The sequence below is a fragment of the Microbacterium sp. SORGH_AS_0421 genome (assembly GCF_030818635.1).
GTDB lineage: Bacteria > Actinomycetota > Actinomycetes > Actinomycetales > Microbacteriaceae > Microbacterium.
Window position 1 is genome coordinate 3,392,588 of the sequence record NZ_JAUTAO010000001.1, and the last position, 16,449, is coordinate 3,409,036.

15 protein-coding genes, 1 tRNA gene and 1 pseudogene are annotated in these 16,449 nt (G+C 69.5%); 10 read left to right on the top strand and 7 right to left on the bottom strand.

Annotated features, from left to right (window positions below; all coding sequences use genetic code 11):
• Positions 1-6 precede the first annotated feature (6 nt).
• Together QE416_RS16175 and QE416_RS16180 are read left to right on the top strand one after the other, a co-directional pair.
• Positions 7-840 (top strand): carbohydrate ABC transporter permease, encoded by an 834-nt coding sequence (locus QE416_RS16175; RefSeq protein WP_246078022.1) that lies wholly within the window; start codon positions 7-9, stop codon positions 838-840.
• Positions 837-2,792 (top strand): glycogen debranching N-terminal domain-containing protein, encoded by a 1,956-nt coding sequence (locus QE416_RS16180; protein ID WP_307317737.1) that lies wholly within the window; start codon positions 837-839, stop codon positions 2,790-2,792. Before QE416_RS16175 ends, QE416_RS16180 begins: the two co-directional genes overlap by 4 nt.
• Before the next feature lie 202 nt (positions 2,793-2,994).
• On the opposite strand, the gene QE416_RS16185 is transcribed toward QE416_RS16180, so the two are convergent.
• Positions 2,995-3,471: a YbaK/EbsC family protein gene (locus QE416_RS16185; protein WP_267787555.1), complete on the bottom strand. Its 477-nt coding sequence runs from the start codon at positions 3,469-3,471 to the stop codon at positions 2,995-2,997.
• A 207-nt stretch (positions 3,472-3,678) separates the two neighbouring features.
• On the opposite strand from QE416_RS16185, the gene QE416_RS16190 reads away from it, so the two are divergent.
• Entirely contained in the window at positions 3,679-4,752 is a 1,074-nt protein-coding gene (locus QE416_RS16190; protein WP_307317740.1) for a Glu/Leu/Phe/Val dehydrogenase family protein, read from the top strand.
• A gap of 67 nt (positions 4,753-4,819) precedes the next feature.
• On the opposite strand, the gene QE416_RS16195 is transcribed toward QE416_RS16190, so the two are convergent.
• Complete coding sequence (locus QE416_RS16195; protein WP_210073916.1) at positions 4,820-5,158, bottom strand: Lsr2 family protein; 339 nt, start codon at positions 5,156-5,158, stop codon at positions 4,820-4,822.
• A gap of 210 nt (positions 5,159-5,368) precedes the next feature.
• The gene (locus QE416_RS16200; RefSeq protein WP_144785634.1) at positions 5,369-5,716 is read right to left on the bottom strand and encodes an Lsr2 family protein; all 348 of its coding nucleotides are present in this window, start codon (positions 5,714-5,716) and stop codon (positions 5,369-5,371) included.
• Positions 5,717-5,885: 169 nt separating this feature from the next.
• Here QE416_RS16200 and QE416_RS16205 point away from each other — a divergent pair.
• From QE416_RS16205 to QE416_RS16235, 7 genes and pseudogenes are all read left to right on the top strand, one after another.
• Positions 5,886-7,386: pseudogene (locus tag QE416_RS16205) on the top strand (amino acid permease).
• A gap of 130 nt (positions 7,387-7,516) precedes the next feature.
• Complete coding sequence (locus QE416_RS16210; protein ID WP_307317743.1) at positions 7,517-8,272, top strand: SDR family oxidoreductase; 756 nt, start codon at positions 7,517-7,519, stop codon at positions 8,270-8,272.
• An 83-nt stretch (positions 8,273-8,355) separates the two neighbouring features.
• Entirely contained in the window at positions 8,356-9,405 is a 1,050-nt protein-coding gene (locus tag QE416_RS16215; RefSeq protein WP_115920970.1) for a hypothetical protein, read from the top strand.
• Complete coding sequence (locus tag QE416_RS16220) at positions 9,402-10,202, top strand: ABC transporter ATP-binding protein (RefSeq protein WP_307317747.1); 801 nt, start codon at positions 9,402-9,404, stop codon at positions 10,200-10,202. The genes QE416_RS16215 and QE416_RS16220 overlap by 4 nt, the downstream gene beginning before the upstream one ends.
• The gene (locus QE416_RS16225; protein WP_210073906.1) at positions 10,202-11,494 is read left to right on the top strand and encodes an ABC transporter permease; all 1,293 of its coding nucleotides are present in this window, start codon (positions 10,202-10,204) and stop codon (positions 11,492-11,494) included. The genes QE416_RS16220 and QE416_RS16225 overlap by 1 nt, the downstream gene beginning before the upstream one ends.
• A gap of 147 nt (positions 11,495-11,641) precedes the next feature.
• Positions 11,642-12,385 (top strand): ABC transporter ATP-binding protein, encoded by a 744-nt coding sequence (locus tag QE416_RS16230; RefSeq protein ID WP_307317987.1) that lies wholly within the window; start codon positions 11,642-11,644, stop codon positions 12,383-12,385.
• A 44-nt stretch (positions 12,386-12,429) separates the two neighbouring features.
• Positions 12,430-13,953 carry a hypothetical protein gene (locus tag QE416_RS16235; RefSeq protein ID WP_307317749.1) on the top strand — a complete coding sequence of 508 codons (1,524 nt, stop codon included), beginning with the start codon at positions 12,430-12,432 and terminating at the stop codon, positions 13,951-13,953.
• 34 nt (positions 13,954-13,987) lie between these two features.
• Here QE416_RS16235 and QE416_RS16240 read toward each other — a convergent pair whose 3' ends face one another.
• The 4 genes from QE416_RS16240 to QE416_RS16255 all read right to left on the bottom strand — a co-directional run bounded on the left by QE416_RS16240 (position 13,988) and on the right by QE416_RS16255 (position 16,437).
• Positions 13,988-14,260: a hypothetical protein gene (locus tag QE416_RS16240; protein ID WP_307317752.1), complete on the bottom strand. Its 273-nt coding sequence runs from the start codon at positions 14,258-14,260 to the stop codon at positions 13,988-13,990.
• A 155-nt stretch (positions 14,261-14,415) separates the two neighbouring features.
• Positions 14,416-14,491 (bottom strand) — tRNA-Ala (locus QE416_RS16245).
• A 160-nt stretch (positions 14,492-14,651) separates the two neighbouring features.
• Positions 14,652-15,713: a large exoprotein gene (locus QE416_RS16250; protein ID WP_307317754.1), complete on the bottom strand. Its 1,062-nt coding sequence runs from the start codon at positions 15,711-15,713 to the stop codon at positions 14,652-14,654.
• A gap of 100 nt (positions 15,714-15,813) precedes the next feature.
• Complete coding sequence (locus tag QE416_RS16255) at positions 15,814-16,437, bottom strand: GNAT family N-acetyltransferase (RefSeq protein ID WP_210073898.1); 624 nt, start codon at positions 16,435-16,437, stop codon at positions 15,814-15,816.
• Between the last annotated feature and the right edge of the window lie 12 nt (positions 16,438-16,449).

Consider the following 16,449-nt stretch of genomic DNA (forward strand, 5'->3'; position numbering starts at 1 on the left):
CACCGCATGTCGCGCAAAGCCCTCGGCTGGCAGATCGGCCTCTACGCCCTTCTGGTCGTGCTCGCCGTCATCTACATCTACCCCTTCCTCGTACAGGTGGCGACGTCGTTCAAGACGGATGCCTCGGCGGCGGCCGACCCGATCTCGCTCGCGCCGCAGCCTTTCACGTGGGCGGCGTACGAACGGTTGTTCCTCAACTCCGACTTCCCTGTATGGTTCGGCAATTCCGTCGTGGTCACCGTCTTCGTCACCGCGGGGCGCGTGTTCTTCAATTCGCTCGCCGGATACGCGCTCGCGCGGCTGCAGTTTCGGGGGCGCGGTCTCGTCTTCGCCGGACTCATCGCGGTCATGGCTGTTCCTACCGTCGTGCTGCTCATCCCGAAGTTCCTCGTGATCAACCAGCTCGGCATCTACGACTCCTACGCCGGCATGATTCTCCCGCTGCTCGTTGATGCCGCGGGCGTCTTCATCATGAAGAACTTCTTCGAGTCGATCCCACCGTCCGTCGAGGAGCAAGCGCGCATCGACGGGGCGGGGACCTTTCGCATCTTCTGGTCGGTCGTCCTTCCGATGGCTCGACCCGCGCTCATCACGATCGTCATCCTGTCGTTCCAGGGATCGTGGAACGAGCTGAGCCACTTCGTCATCTCCACCCAGTCCCCCGAGCTGACCACCCTGACCAAGGGCGTGGCCTCTCTGGCCAGCGGGCAGCTCAGCCAGGGCAGCCAATTCCCCCTCAAACTCGCGGCCGCGGCCATCATGACGATTCCCGTCGCCGTGGTGTTCTTCATCTTCCAGCGCCGCATCATGAACGCCAGCGAAGGAGCCGTCAAAGAATGACCACCGCCCCCACGATCACCCCGCCCGCCGCAACCGCCGTCGCCCCGGCTGCTCTGCAACCGCTGCTGAACGACGCCCTGATCGTGCTGCGCGCCCCGACCCAGGTCTGGTCCGACACCACGGGCGACATCGGCTCCGCTGCCGTGCACGGGGTCTACCACGGCGACGTGCGACACGTCCGGGCACTGACCGTGTCGTGCGACGATTCCACGATCGAGTGGATCTCGGCCGCTCCCGACGGAGCGTCGCGCGTGGTCTTCGGCGGGCTCCTGCGCGGGATCGACGACACGACCCCCGACCCCAAGGTGCGGCTTCTGCGCGATCGGCGGGTTGCCGACGGCGTCGTCAGCGAGTCGTGGACCCTGCGCTCGCGTCTCGACCGGCCCGTTCGCGCCGCATTGCATCTGCGGGTCGAGCCCGAGTTCGCGCAGTTGCACGAGGTGAAGTCCGGTCACGCGCTCGCTCGCAGCACCGACGTGACGGTCGACGGTGGTGGCGCGCGCGTCAACGCCGGCGCTCTGGGGCTCGAACTGATCGCTCCCGGGGCCCGGGTGGCATCCGGCGTCGACGGCGTGGTCGCCGTCTGGAGCGTCGAGGTGCCCGCGTTCGGCGAGGTCGAGATCGGCTGGTCGCTCAGGCTGCGCGATGACACCCTCGTTGTGGACTCCGCCACCGCGCCCGCCCGGTGGGATGCCGCGGGCGTCGCCGCCGGAGCTCCCGACGCGCGCCTGTCCCGGTGGCTGCGGACGGCCCTCGACGATCTGGACGCTCTGCGTCTGGCGCTTCCCGACCACCCGCTCGATGAATTCTTCGCCGCCGGGGCGCCGTGGTTCTTCACCCTGTTCGGACGCGACTCCATCTGGGCCGCGCGCCTCACCCTGCCGGTGGACCGTGAGATCGCGGCATCCACCCTCCGCGTGCTCGCGCGCCTGCAGGGGACCGATGACGACGCGCAGACGGCGCAGGAGCCCGGCAAGATCCTGCACGAACTGCGTGCTTCCGCGCTCGAGATGCCGGGTGAGGGGATCGTGCTGCCCCCGAAGTACTACGGCAGCGTCGACTCCACTCCGCTGTGGATCTGTCTGCTGGCCGATGCCCACCGTGCCGGCATGCCCGACGGCGAGGTGCGCGAGCTGCTGCCCTCGCTCCGCCGGGCGCTCGGCTGGATCCGCGACTACGGCGACAGCGACGGCGACGGCTTCCTCGACTACATCGACCGGCTCGGCACGGGCCTGTCGAATCAGGGGTGGAAAGACTCCGGCGACTCGGTCCAATGGCGCGACGGCAGCCTCGCCGAGGGACCGATCGCCCTCTGCGAGGTGCAGGCCTACGCCTATGAGGCCGCTCTCGCCGGCGCCGACCTGCTCGAGCGTTTCGGAGACACCACCGATGCCGACGACATCTCGTTCTGGCGCGTCTGGGCTGCCGATCTCAAGACGCGTTTCGCCTCGACGTACTGGGTCGAGACGCCCGAGGGGCGGTACCCGGCGATCGCGCTCGACCGCGACAAGCGCCCCGTCGACTCCCTCACCAGCAACATCGGGCATCTTCTCGGCACCGGCATCCTCTCCTCCGACGAAGAGGTGCACGTCGCCTCGCTGCTGCTCGGTGAGACCATGTCGAGCGGTTTCGGCATCCGCACATTGTCGACGGACGCCGCGGGGTATTGGCCCCTGTCCTACCACGGGGGCAGTGTCTGGGTGCACGACACCGCGATCGCGGCGCACGGCATGCTGCGCGCGGGACTCGTCGAGTCGGCGCGGGCGGTGGTGGAGGGGCTGCTGGATGCCGCCGAGGGCTTCGGGTACCGCGTTCCCGAGCTGCACGCCGGCGATCCGCGGTCACACTCGTCCGTGCCGACGCCCTACCCGGCCGCGTGCCGGCCCCAGGCGTGGTCGGCAGCCGCCGCGGTGGTGTGCCTGACCGCGCTCGCGCCCGCCCCCGGGGAGTGAGCCCGCCGGGCGGTGGTGGCCCGAGCGCCACCGCCCGGCGCCCCCTCCACGGTGGGGCGCCGGAAGTGGCCCCGGGCCACCCCCGTGGCTTTGGGTCCACACCGCGGCCTCCCCCGCCCGGCCCTCCCCCGCGCCGGGGCACCAGAAATGGCCCCGGGGCATCCCCCATGGCCCCGGGGCCACAGCCGACCGCCGCGCGACCTCACGCCACCCGCGTGACCGTACCGCCGGTCAGCCGCACGAGCTCGGCGAACGTCAACGGGAACACGGTGTGCGGGGTGCCGCCCGCGGCCCAGATCTCGGGAAAAGCGGCGAGATCCTCGTCGACGATCGTGGTCAGTGGATGCGGGTGCCCGGTCGGCGCGACTCCCCCGATGGGCTGCCCGGTGGCGGCCAGCACCTGTGCGGGACTGGCACGACGGATGCCGCCGCGCCCGAGCCGCTGGGCCAGAGCCCCCGTGTCGACGCGGTGCGCACCGCTGGTCATGACGAGCAGGGGTTCGTCGTCACTCCAGAACACAAGGCTGTTCGCGATGGCCCCGACGTCCACCCCCAGGGCGGCGGCCGCGAGGGCCGCGGTGGATGCGGCATCGGGGAGTACGACGATCTGACCGTCGATTTCCGCGGCCTGCAGGGACGCGGCGACAAGACGACTGCGGGTGGGGAGGGCGTCGGACATGCCGCCCAGCCTAGGTCCGTCTGCGTGTCCCCCTCCCCCGCCCGCCGTCACACGATCCGCTCGAGGTCGTATGGTGTGGCGCCGTCCGGGCTCCCCGTCGCTGCACTCGCATCCGACCGCCTCACCCGTCAGAATGGATGCCGGATGCCGCAACGCCGCGGCCTCCGAGAAGCGCTGCCCACAAGGCGGCCGACGACAAGGAACGCGATGACCAACGCTCTGCCCCTGCCCGAATTCACGCACGAACGCGTGGAGGTGATCACGGGGCGACGCAGCGGTCTGCTCGTCGCCGTGGCTCTGCACTCCTCCGTGCTCGGTCCCGCACTCGGCGGTGCGCGCCTGTGGACGTACCCCTCGTGGACCGACGCGCTCGGCGACGCTCTCCGCCTCTCGGCGGCGATGACGCTCAAGAACGCCGCTGCCGGTCTCGACGCGGGAGGCGGCAAGTCCGTGATCGGTCTTCCCGAGGGCACGGTGCTCGACCCCGACCGGCGGCGAGCCGCCTTCCTCGACCTCGGTGACGCCGTCGACAGTCTCGGTGGCCTGTACCGCACCGCCGAAGACGTGGGCTCGACGACCGAGGACATGCTCGTCGTGAGCGAGCGCACCCCGCACGTCGTCGGCCTGCCCGACACCGTGGGCGGCTCGGGCGAGCCCGCGGGCCCGACGAGCCTCGGCGTCTACGCCTCTCTCATCGCGACCCTCGAACGCGCCGTCGGCACGCGTGACGTCGCCGATCGCCGCATCACGATCGCCGGCCTCGGGCAGGTCGGCGGACGCCTCGCCGAGCGCCTCGCCGCCGAGAACGCCGTCCTCACCGTCACCGACGTGAACCCCGCCAAGCGCGCCCTCGCCGCCGAGCTGGGCGCGTCGTGGGTCGAGCCGAGCGAGGCGCACCTCATCCCCGCCGACGTCTTCGTCCCCGCGGGCATCGGCGGCGTCCTCACCGACGAGGTGATCGACGCCCTCGACGCCCGCGCCGTGTGCGGCCCCGCGAACAACCCGCTGGCCGACCGCTCCGGTGCCGACCGGCTCGCGGCCCGCGGCATCCTCTACGCCCCCGACTTCGTGGTCAACGCCGGAGGGGTCATCTATCTCGACCTGGTGGCCAAGCAGCGCGGCACTCTCGACGAGATCATGGGTCGCGTCGCCGGGATCGGCGACACCGTCCGTCGCGTGTTCGACGAAGCCGCGAGCCGGGGCGTGACCCCGCTCGCCGCTGCGGAGGGGCTCGCCGCCGAGCGACTCGCCGCGGGCGCAGGTCGCACCGCGCTCGTCTAGATCGCGGCGGGAAAGAAGAAGAACCGGATGCCGCTCGCGCGGCATCCGGTTCTTTTGTTAGAGAACGTCAGTGAGCGGCGTCGTAGGCCGCGAGAACGGTAGCGGAGATGCGTCCCCGATCATTGATGGGGAAACCATTCTTCTGCGCCCACGATCGCACGTCGATCAAATCGCGGGTGGGAATGGCGCGTCCCCGGGGAGTGCGTCGAGGGGTGGCCGGAGACGACCCGATCGGTCGTGCGGCGGAAATGAACGGCCGAAACGCGTCGCGCAGTATCTCGGCATTCTGGGGAGACAGATCGATCTCGTAGGAACGCCCCTCCAGAGAGAAGGTCAGAGTGGTTCCGTCTTCGATGACCGATCCGTCGAGATCATCGATCGTCTGCGTGATGTGCTTTTTCGCCATGCCGCGACCATATGCCGCCGACGAGGCGCATTCCGGGCCGCGCTTTCAAATTTCACCCGTCAGCTCGCCTGCTTTCACCGGCCCCGACCGCCGACCGGCCGTTCCGCGATTCCCTGCGGGTTCGGCGGCTTTGGTCGAGACGGTCTGGCGAACGTAGGAATCCTCTCGGCCGGTGCTCTCACATCCGGCCGAGAGGATCGGGACCGAAGATCAGGAATTCGCCTCGGCGTACGCGTCGAGAATGGTGGCGGGTACGCGGCCGCGGTCGCTGACCGTGTGGCCGTTCGCGCGCGCCCATTCCCGGACGGCTCCGAGATCGACGTCATTCGAACGGCGAGCGGCCCGGGGCCGACGCGCGGCCGAATTGCCACGGGACACCGAGCGAGCGGCATCCACGAACGGAGCGATCGCCGAGTAGAACTTGTCGGCATTGCGGTCGGAGAGGTCGATCTCGTAAGCGCGACCTTCGACGGAGAAGGTGATCTGCTTTCCCTGCCCGTCTTCGAGAACGGAGCCGTCGAGGTCGTCGACGAGGTGCGTGATGTGCTTCATAGCCATAATACGAAAAACCTTACACCCGCATTCAATGAATTTCCCGCATAAGTCCTCTCCGGTAAAAGCACCGGGTGTCCAGCGCGCCGCGAGATAGGCACGACCGCCGTCGGGGGACTATCCTCCACGGGTGGTGTTCGCTCCCAGGACCCACTCGAGACAGAGGATGCGTCGTGTGAGTCTTTTCCGTACCAAGTCGGTGGAACAATCCATCGCCGACACCGATGAGCCCGAGTTCCGCCTCAAAAAATCCCTCAGCGCCGTCGACCTGACCGTCTTCGGCGTCGGCGTCGTTATCGGTGCGGGCATCTTCACGCTGACCGGTCGAGCCGCCCATGACGTCGCCGGTCCCGCCGTGGTGATCAGCTTCATCATCGCGGCGATTGCCTGTGGTCTGGCGGCCATGTGTTACGCCGAGTTCGCCTCGACCGTCCCCGTTTCGGGATCGGCGTACACCTTTTCGTATGCCTCTCTCGGTGAGCTGTTCGCCTGGATCATCGGGTGGGACCTCATTCTCGAGATGTTCCTCGGCGCGAGCGTTGTCGCCCAGGGGTGGAGTGCTTACCTCGGCACCTTCCTCCAGCAGCTGGGAATCATCCTTCCCCCGGAGATCTCGTACGGCGGTGTCGTCGACCTTCCGGCGATCCTGCTCGTCCTGGTGCTCGGTGGGCTGATGACCCTCGGCATCAAGGAATCCCTGCGGCGTGAACCTCGTTCTCGTGGCCGTCAAGCTCTTCATCGTGCTCTTCGTGATCATCGCGGGCATCATGTTCATCAACCCCGCCAACTACAGCCCCTTCGTGCCGGACTCCGTGCCGACCGAGTCGGCGTCCGGGCTCACTCAGCCGCTCCTGCAATTCCTCTCTGGGCTGCAGCCCGCCACCTTCGGCGTGGGTGGCATCCTGGCCGGCGCCGCCCTGGTGTTCTTCGCCTACATCGGTTTCGATGTGGTGGCGACGACGGCCGAAGAGACCAAGCGCCCCCAGCGCGACCTGCCGATCGGCATCATCGCCTCGCTCATCATCTGCACGATCCTCTATTGCGCCGTCGCGATCGTCGTCACCGGGATGGTGCCCTACTCCGAGCTGAACCCCTCTGCGGCCCTGGCCAACGCTTTCGCGTTCCACGGTCAGACGTGGATGGCCACCGTCATCGCCGCGGGCGCCGTCGCCGGTCTCACCACCGTGGTGCTGACGCTGATGATCGGTGCGACCCGCATCATCTTCGCCATGTCGCGGGACCGCCTGCTCCCCGGGGCGCTCGCGAAGGTGCACCCGCGCTTCCGCACTCCGTGGGTCATCTCGATCCTCGTCACCGTGATCGTCGCGATCGTGGCCGGCGTCACGCCCATCGGCGTGCTGGAAGAGATGGTCAACATCGGAACGCTCTCCGCGTTCGTCCTGGTTTCGATCGGCGTGATCGTGCTCCGCCGGAAGCGCCCCGACCTCAAGCGCGGTTTCCGCGTGCCGTGGAGCCCGGTGCTGCCGATCCTCTCGGCACTCATCTGCACCTACCTCATGCTCAACCTGTCGGTCGAGACGTGGCTGCGCTTCCTCATCTGGCTGGCCCTGGGCTTCGCGATCTACTTCGCCTACTCGCGGAGCCACGCGCGCGTCGGCACGGGCGCCCCGCTCGGCCCGACCGCGCCTCGAGTGGACTCGCCGCCGAAGGAGTAACCGCAGTAGTCACCGGATGCCACGCCCCGTCGTTCTCAGAACGCTCGGGAGCGTGGCATCCGTCGTTCTACAGGTACCGGCGATGGCGAAGCCCTGGTCATCGCGCCCGCGGGGTTCGAGACTGGCCTCCATGAACATCACCGGAAACACCGTCTTCCTCCCCGGCGCCACGAGCGGGATCGGCCTGGCCCTCGCCGAACGACTCCGTGACGCCGGCAATACCGTCATCGTGGGCGGGCGGCGCCGGGAGCGTCTCGACGAGGTCGCGGCCGCGGGCGGGTTCGACACCGTGCTCATAGACACCGCCGACGCCGAGTCCATCCGCGCGGCGAGCGCCGAGGTCGTTCGTCGTCACCCCGACCTGAACGTGGTCATCGCCATGGCGGGGATCATGCGCGTCGAGGACTGGACCGCGGGCGCCGGGGTCCTGGCATCCGCCGAAGAGACCGTCGTCACCAACGTGCTCGGTCCCCTGCGGCTGATCGCGCACCTGCTCCCCCACCTGCAGAGCCGACCGGATGCCACGATCATGACCGTCTCGTCGGGTCTGGCGTTCGTGCCGCTGCGTGCGACCCCCACCTACAACGCGACGAAGGCCGCGATCCACCTCTTCAGCGAGTCGCTCCGACTGCAGCTCGAGGGGACGAGCGTCTCGGTGCTCGAACTGGAACCGCCGTCGGTCGCCACCGACCTGCTGCCCGGGCAGCGCGAGAGCTCGTTCGCCATGAATTTGGATGAATTCGCGGATGAGGTCATGTCGATCCTGCGCGATCAGCCCGACGCGACCGAGGTGCAGGTGGAGCGTCTCGGGTTCCTCCGCCGGGCCGAAGCCGAGGGGCGCTACGCCGAGACGGTGCGACAGCTCAACGCCGCAGACCCGCACTGAACTGCGCCCGGACGATATCTCGGCGATACACCCCACCCCCTAGGGTGAGGACGTTCGACGACGATTCTGTTCCGGGGGGTTTCATGGGGATCGCACGCACGTGGGTCTTTCCGATTCTGCGCATTCTTCTGGTCGCCCTCGTGGCGGCGGCGCTGATCAAGCTCGCGTTCTTCCCGGATCGGCCGGCCGATGCGGCGCCGGCGCAACCCACCGGCGCGATCGTGGAGCCGCGCACGGTCGCCACCCTCGGCACCATCACGAACGACGTGGTCATCAAGGCGACGGTAACCGCCGATGCGGCCCTGCCGATGAAGTCGACGGCGGCCGGAACCGTGAACAAGATCTTCGTCGCCGAGGGTGCGAGCGTCGCCGAGGGCGACATCGTCTTCAACGTCAAGGTGCCGATCGAGCGCGATCCCGCCGACAGCGTGGATGCCGAGGGCAAGCCGAAGCCGGCGATCTTCCGCTACGTCGACGTCACGGCGCCCGCGGCGGGAACACTGAGCTCGCTCGCGGTGATCGCGGGGCAGGACGTCACGATCGGAGCCACCGCCGGCGCCGTGGCCCCGCCGACGTTCTCGGTGAGCGGCACTCTCGAGCCGGCGCAGCAGTACCGTCTGCTGAACCGGCCGACCGAGGCCTCGGTCACCATCACGGGCGGCCCCGCCGCCTTCACCTGCACCAACCTCCGCATCACGACGCCCCTGGCCGGCAGCACCGGCGGAGACTCCCCCGCGACCGGCGGCGGCGCGGGCACGAGCGGCGCCGGGACCACCGCATCCGGTACGACGGCGACCTGCACGGTTCCGGGCGATGTCACCGTCTTCTCGGGCCTCGCGGCCGAGATGACCCTCGCGGGCGGTCGCGCCGAGGGCGTCCTCCTCGTCCCGACCACCGCCGTCCGCGGTGCGGCGCAGAGCGGCACCGTGTGGGTGTCGAGCCCCGACGGCACCACCGCCGAGCGCGCGGTCGCCCTCGGTCTCACCGACGGCACGCAGGTGCAGATCACCGACGGCCTGGCCGAGGGCGAAGAGATCCTCGAGTTCGCGCCCGGGGCGATGGCGACGGTCGACGAGGGGTGCACCGTGTACCCCGACGGCTCCATGTTCTGCGATCCGGCCGCGGCCTCGTGAGCCTGCTCGCTCTTCGCGAGGTCACCCGGACGGTGCTCCCGCAGGACCAGCCCGCCCTGACGATCCTGAACGGTGTGGAGCTCGTGATCGACCCCGGCGACCACGTCTCCATCGTCGGTCGCTCGGGGTCGGGGAAGTCGACCCTGCTGAACATGCTCGGCCTGCTCGACAAGCCCACGAGCGGGGAGATCACGTTCGACGAACGCCCCGTGAAGGACTACTCCGCGGCCCAGCGCGACCGGCTGCGCGGCGCGGCGATCGGCTTCGTCTTCCAGCAGTTCAACCTGCTGCCCGGGCGTACGGCGCTCGAGAACGTCACCATGCCCCTGCTGTACGCCACGGGACGCACCTTCTGGCGGCGGAAGAAGATCGCCGCCGAGATGCTCGCCCTCGTGGGTCTCGAGCATCGGATGAACAGCCTGCCCGACCGCCTGTCGGGCGGTGAGCAGCAGCGCGTGGCGATCGCCCGCTCCCTCGTCCGCGGCCCTCGGCTCATCCTCGCCGACGAACCGACCGGCGCTCTCGACCTCGACACGGGCCAGAGCGTCATGGAACTCATCGACGACGTCGCCGAGCGCACCGGGGCCGCCCAGGTGATCATCACGCACGACCCCACGATCGCCCGCCGCGCCCGCCGTCATTTCCGCCTCGATCGCGGGGTCCTCACGGCCGTGGACGACCCGACGCTCGAGCCGATCACGCGTCGCGACCGCCGCGAGGCGGCGCCGCCGGAGCAGGAGCCCACCGGCGTCCTGGCTGAGCTGGGGATCGACGACGCCGAACGGAGCGACGCCTGATGCGCGCCCTGACCGCTCTCGTCGGCTCCCTGCTCGAGGCCTGGCAAGAGGTCCGGGTTCACCGCACCCGGGTCCTCCTCTCGCTCGTGGGGGTCGCCGTCGCCGTGTGCTCCCTCACCACGGTGGTCGCGCTCGGCGCCATCGTGCAGCAGGCCAATCAGGAACTCAGCGAGCGTTCGTCCGGCCGACCCGCGACTCTGCTCGTCTCGGCCCACCGCACCGACGGCGGGACCCTCGATGCGAAGACGGTGGATGCCGCCTGGGCCGATGTCCTCGACAGGTACCAGGTGTCTTTCGCCACCCGCGTGCAGAACGTGTCGCAGCTGGTGCCGTTCCCCGACGGGGCCGTGCAGGTCATGACGCAGGCGGTCGACCAGCCCTACGGCGAGATGCACCGGGTGCAGATGGCCGAGGGCGGGTGGTTCACCCCTCTCGATGCCCAGCAGCTCGCCCCGCGCCTCATCGTCAACAGCGTGTTCTGGGACCGGATGGGGAATCCGCCCCTCTCGAGCAACCCGGTGGTGGCGCTCGGCGGACAGGGCGTGCCGAACGCGGCGTCGGGGATCCCCGCGGGAGGCACGACAGCCGTCGTCGTGGGCGTGGTTCCCGCGTCGACGTGGGAGACCCAGCCGACGATGTTCATGCTCGCGGATCACCTCACCGCGTTGCAGGACGCCGCCACCGGCGAGCGCGGCGCGGGAGCCGCGGCCACCGATCCGTATGGGCAGGGGGCGCCTCAGACGCAGTACGAGATGTGGGTGCCGCCCGAGATCTCCGACGCGCTGACGGCGGTCGTCAAACGCGACCTCGCGGCGGCCCTGGGCGACAACGTGTCCGTCGATGTCGCGCGCAACGACTGGGCGACGTACGGGAACGATCCGTTCCTCGTGACGAAGCTGGTCGTCACCGGCATCGCCGTGCTGGTGCTGCTGCTCGGCGCCCTGGGGTTGGTCAACATCGCTCTGGTCACCGTGAAGCAGCGCGTGCGCGAGATCGGCATCCGTCGCAGTTTCGGCGCCACGGCGGGCCGGGTGTTCTTCGCCGTGATGATGGAGAGCGTGGTGGCGACGGTCGTGGCCGGAGCGGTCGGGGTGATCGTCTCGATCCTCGTCGTGCAGTCCCCCGCGATGCGCGAGGTCATCGGGCAGGGCATGGTGAGCGACTTTCCCCCGTTCCCCGTCGACGCGGCGATCACCGGCCTCGTGGCGGCGACCGCGGTCGGAGCGATAGCGGGGCTTCTTCCCGCCCTCGTCGCCGTGCGGGTGAAGGTCATCGACGCCATCCGGTACTGAGAACGAAGAGTTCCGCGGCGGGGCTGGGAATGCCCCGCCGCCCGCCGATAGGTTCGGGACGTGACCGACATTCCCCGTGACGCCCCCACGCCGTCCGCTCTGCCCGAGGCGGTCGCCCCGCCCACCCCGAGCGACTCGCTTCCGGCGATGCAGCTGGCGGGCCTGGCGAAGCACTTCGGTCAGAAGGTCGCTGTCGCCGGTCTCGACCTCACCGTCCCCACCGGGTCGTTCTACGGCCTGGTCGGTCCCAACGGCGCGGGCAAGACCACCACGCTGTCGATGGCGACCGGACTTCTGAGGCCGGATGCCGGCACGGTCGGCATCCACGGAGTCGATGTCTGGACCCACCCGGTCGAGGCGAAGAAGCTCATCGGCAACCTCGCCGACGGCGTGCGTCTGTTCGACCGGCTCACCGGCGAACAGCTCGTCACCTACACCGGCATGATGTTCGGCCTCACGCGTGAGGAGGTCGGCGCCCGCACGGCCGACCTGCTGCAGATCATGGACCTCACCGAGGCCGCAGGCACCCCCGTCGTCGACTACTCCGCGGGCATGACCAAGAAGGTCGCCCTCGCCTGCGCTCTCGTGCACGCCCCACGTCTGCTCGTCCTCGACGAGCCCTTCGAGTCCGTCGACCCGGTGTCGGCCGCCAACATCGAAGACATCCTGCGCGGCTACACCGCCTCGGGCGGCACGGTCATCGTCTCGAGCCACTCGATGGACCTCGTGCAGCGCATGTGCGACCACGTCGCGGTCATCGCGCAGGGCCGATTGCTGGCATCCGGGACCGTAGACCAGGTGCGCGGCGCACAGACGCTGCAGGACCGCTTCGTCGAACTGGTGGGCGGGCGTCACCACGCGGAGGGGCCGCAGTGGTTGCGACAGTCCTGAGGATCCGGTTCCGCGTCCTGGGGAACACCCTGATGCGGAGCCCGATGCAGATGGTCGGCTTCATCTTCGGGGTGATCGGCGCGCTGTGGATGCTGCTGCTCGCGGGCGTCGGCCTCTTCTTCGTCGGCACGCTCGACCTCGACATCGCGCGGTCCGTGATCACCGGCGCGGGGGCGCTGCTGACCCTCGGGTGGGTGGTGGGGCCGATCTTCGCCGCGGGGCTCGATACGACCCTCGACCCCGCCAAGCTCGCGCCCTTCCCGATGACGACGCGGCAGATGATGGTCGCGATCACCGCCGGAGGGCTCACGGGAGTGCCGGGCATCACGACCGCGGTCGGTTCGCTCGCCGTGTTCCTCGTGTGGGCGCGGTACCCGGTCGCGGCTGTCGCCGCGCTCGTGTGCGTGCCGCTCGGCGTCGTGATCTGCGTCGTCGCCTCGCGCGCGGTGGCCGCCCTCGCCGCCGGCATCGGCGGAGGCCGCCGCACCCGCGAGATCATCGGACTCGTCGGCTTCGTCCTCGTCATCTTCGCGAGCCCGATCTTCATCGGCATCACCGGCGCTCTGGTCTCGGCGAGCGAGCAGGGGGTTCAGCTGCAGGCCCTCGTCACGGGTCTGTCGTGGACGCCGATCGCCGCCGCGTGGGCCGTGCCCGGAGACCTCGCCGCGGGCGCCTGGATCACGGGGGTGCTGAAGCTCGTGATCGCCGTCGTCACCCTCGCGGTGCTGTGGTGGCTCTGGCAGCGGAGCCTGTCGGCATCCGTCGTCGGTCCTCCCGCCCGCGCGACCACGCGTCGCCGTTCCGGGGCGCTCGGGTCGTTCGGCGTCATGCCGTCGAACCCGGTCGGCGCGACCTGGGCGCGATCGCTCACCTCGTGGACGCGCGACTTCCGCTATCTGCGGCAGCTGCTGCTGATCCCCTTCGCTCCCGTCCTCGTGCTGGTCTACTCGCGCGGTGACCTCGACGGGCCGTTCTTCGCAGCCTCGGGCCTGCTGGTGGGCTTCTTCGCCGGCATCCTGGCGTACACCGACGTGTCGTACGACGGCACCGCCTTCGCCACGGTGCTGCAGACCGGCATCCGGGGGCGTGCCGATCGCCTCGGCCGCATGCTGGGCTCCGCGACCGTGAGCGTGCCGCTCGTGCTGCTCGCCGACGTGGTGACACTGGCGATCGCCGACAAATGGCAGCTCCTTCCCGCCGTCGTCGGCGGCTCGATGGGACTCACGCTCGTGGGGCTCGGCGTGAGCGCCGTCAGTTCGGCCCTGCTCGTCGTACCCACACCCGCCCCGGGCGACTCGCCCTTCAAGCGGGTGCCCGGTTCGACGTTCACGATGTTCCTGGCGTTCTTCCTCTGCTGGGCCCTCGTCGCCGTGCTGGCACTGCCCGCTGTCGTCCCTGCCGTGATGGCGATCTTCTTTGGGGTGACGGACGCCGGCTGGGTCTCCCTCGCGATCGGACTCGTCTGGGGCGTCATCGTCTTCGCGGGCGGCGTACTCATGGGCGGCGCGCGCTTCGACGCGAGCGCGCCGAGGCTGCTCGCGCAGCTGCGGACCTTCACGGGCGCCTGAGACCGGATGCCACGTGCCGGGTCCCGGCGTCGGCTCAGCCGTCGTAAGGGTCGTCGAAGACGAAGCCCGGGACCGCCGCAGGATCGAGCACCAACACCTGGCCGGGTTGGATGGCGGTGCTGCCCGGGATGCCGTTGAGCGTGGTGAGCGAGAGACCGTTCCCGATGGAGAACCGGTCGCCGGTCGCCTCGGGGCTATCGCCCGGGGCGAGCGTGTGGGTGGCGATGCGTCCATCCTCCGAGGAGTGGGCTCCCCGCCGCGAACTCGCGCACGCCCGTGTCAACGAGCAGCGCATGCTGGCGTTCATCGCCGAGCATCTTGGCGACCTCAGGAAGCCTGAGCGTCGAATCGAGAAGCTCTCTTTGCGCAGTCACACAATCACGAAGCGGCGCAGCCCCTGACGGGGATGCGCCGCTTCAAAGTGGCTCCTACAAGTTCATCTGTTCTCAAGATGATTGATTATGGTGGACCTGAGGGGATTCGAACCCCTGACCTCCTCGATGCGAACGAGGCGCGCTACCAACTGCGCCACAGGCCCGGAAACCACGACAACACTATCACGTCGCACGCGCCCACCTTGACGCGGGGTGGGCACCTGGCATCCGTCGTATACCGCGAGACGTATGCCGACGGATTGCCGCCAGAGCCGGAGAGGGCGAGCCCCAGGCACGGGGCCCACAGGGGTCGCAGCGATGCGGTTACTCCCCCGACGCGCGACGCGCCAGAAGCCGCTGCACGTGATCCTGGATCTCGGAGTCGTCCACGTACCCCATCGCGGCATACGGCGACGGAGCGGGGGCGACAGCGGCCGGACGAGCCGTCTCGATGGGGGTGGGCGCCTGCTCGGCGGCGAGCTCGCGAGCGGCCTCTTCGCGAGCGGCGGCACGCAGCGCCTCGCGAGCGAGCTGCTCGTCGACGACGGCTGCTGCGCGAGAGCCGGCCGATGCCACCAGGGGGCGCGGCAGCTCGCGCGGAGTCCAGGTCGGACGCGGCTCGGGCACGAGAGCGACATCCTGCACCTCGACGGCGACGGTGCGCTTCACCGCGGTCGCAACCACCGCCGGCGAAGCCGTGCGCGCCGCGACCACCGAGATACGGCGGAGAACGATGAGGGATGCCAGAACCACAGCAACCCCGGCGAGGAGAAGCGCGGGTGCTCCCCCGGCGATGACCGGCCCGAGACCGACCAGGGCAGCAGCGAGACCGACCAAGCCCACCGTGGTGACGCCGAGACGGAAACGACGACGGGCACGCGCGCGACGCGCCTCGGGTCGGGCCACGGCTGCGGCACGCTCCGCGTGTGCGCGCTCGACGGCGGCGGCACGCTCGGCGCGGGTCTTCTCCAGCGCGGCGGCGCGTTCGGCACGAGCGACCTCGACGGCGGCGGCGCGCTCCGCACGAGCAAGATCGACCGCGGCGGCGCGCTTTTCCTTTACGACGTCGCGATCGCGAGCGCTCTCGACGCGAGCGACCTCGAGCCGTGCCTTCGCCGCGGCCAATTCGATCTGCGCCTTCTGGGCCTGGATCTGGCGGGCGAGCTTCTGCTGCTGGTGAGCGGTACGTGCCGTCAGCTCGAGCCGGACCTCGCGCGGCGTCTCGGCCGTCTCGGCGAGCACGCGGAGGGCCTGGTTGAGGCGCACGGCGTTGCGTTCGGCGGAGGTGAAGCGATGACGGCTCTGCCACGACGGAAGCAGGTACACGAGCCAGAGCGCGACCGCGACGAAGAAGATCACGCCGCCGCTGAGAACCTGCCCACCCATGCCACAAAGGTAGGTCACCGAGAGATCACACCTCGGCATCCCCCGGCGTGTCGTGGCGAGACTTTCACCGATGGAGCGAGAAAGGCCGTAGCCGGGTCGCTCAGATCCGGTCAGCCGGCGGAACGCGGGCCGCGTCGGGCGGCACCTGTCCCCGCACGAACCGGTCGAGCACCCCGTACGGAACCTCTTCGCGCACCAGGGCGAAGGCGTAGTGATCACGCCAATCGCCGTCGATGTGGATGTACTTGCGCCGCAGGCCCTCGTACCGGAAGCCGAGCTTCTCGACGACGCGCAGACTGGCATGGTTCTCGGGGCGGATGCAGATCTCGACGCGATGCAGGTTCAGTTCGGTGAAACACACGTCGGTCGCCATCGCCACGCCGATCGTGGTGATGTTGCGACCGGCGAACTCCTCTGCCACCCAGTACCCGATCGTCGCCGAGGCGAGCGACCCGCGCGAGACACCCCACACGTTCAGCTGCCCGGCGACGTCGTCGTCCCACGCCATCACGAAGGGGACGCCGACGCCGTCACGGTACTGCTGCAGAAGACGACGGATGCCGAGGCGCATGTCGAATGACACGGGGCCGTCGGGACTGGTGGCCTCCCACCGCTTCAGCCACGAGCGGTTGTCGATCAGCTGCTGCTGAAGGACTCGCGCGTCGCGGTTGCGGATGAGACGGATCGACACGTCGCCGTGCCGCCGAGGGACGGACAGATCCATGGCATCCTGCCG

Bases quoted from the DNA above. Each gene is read 5' to 3' on its own strand.
- QE416_RS16175 (WP_246078022.1), top strand. From the start codon at position 7: ATGTCGCGCAAAGCCCTCGGCTGGCAGATCGGCCTCTACGCCCTTCTG.
- QE416_RS16180 (WP_307317737.1), top strand. From the start codon at position 837: ATGACCACCGCCCCCACGATCACCCCGCCCGCCGCAACCGCCGTCGCC.
- QE416_RS16185 (WP_267787555.1), bottom strand. From the start codon at position 3,471: ATGTCCGACGCCCTCCCCACCCGCAGTCGTCTTGTCGCCGCGTCCCTG.
- QE416_RS16190 (WP_307317740.1), top strand. From the start codon at position 3,679: ATGACCAACGCTCTGCCCCTGCCCGAATTCACGCACGAACGCGTGGAG.
- QE416_RS16195 (WP_210073916.1), bottom strand. From the start codon at position 5,158: ATGGCGAAAAAGCACATCACGCAGACGATCGATGATCTCGACGGATCG.
- QE416_RS16200 (WP_144785634.1), bottom strand. From the start codon at position 5,716: ATGGCTATGAAGCACATCACGCACCTCGTCGACGACCTCGACGGCTCC.
- QE416_RS16210 (WP_307317743.1), top strand. From the start codon at position 7,517: ATGAACATCACCGGAAACACCGTCTTCCTCCCCGGCGCCACGAGCGGG.
- QE416_RS16215 (WP_115920970.1), top strand. From the start codon at position 8,356: ATGGGGATCGCACGCACGTGGGTCTTTCCGATTCTGCGCATTCTTCTG.
- QE416_RS16225 (WP_210073906.1), top strand. From the start codon at position 10,202: ATGCGCGCCCTGACCGCTCTCGTCGGCTCCCTGCTCGAGGCCTGGCAA.
- QE416_RS16230 (WP_307317987.1), top strand. From the start codon at position 11,642: ATGCAGCTGGCGGGCCTGGCGAAGCACTTCGGTCAGAAGGTCGCTGTC.
- QE416_RS16235 (WP_307317749.1), top strand. From the start codon at position 12,430: ATGCAGATGGTCGGCTTCATCTTCGGGGTGATCGGCGCGCTGTGGATG.
- QE416_RS16240 (WP_307317752.1), bottom strand. From the start codon at position 14,260: ATGAACGCCAGCATGCGCTGCTCGTTGACACGGGCGTGCGCGAGTTCG.
- QE416_RS16250 (WP_307317754.1), bottom strand. From the start codon at position 15,713: ATGGGTGGGCAGGTTCTCAGCGGCGGCGTGATCTTCTTCGTCGCGGTC.
- QE416_RS16255 (WP_210073898.1), bottom strand. From the start codon at position 16,437: ATGGATCTGTCCGTCCCTCGGCGGCACGGCGACGTGTCGATCCGTCTC.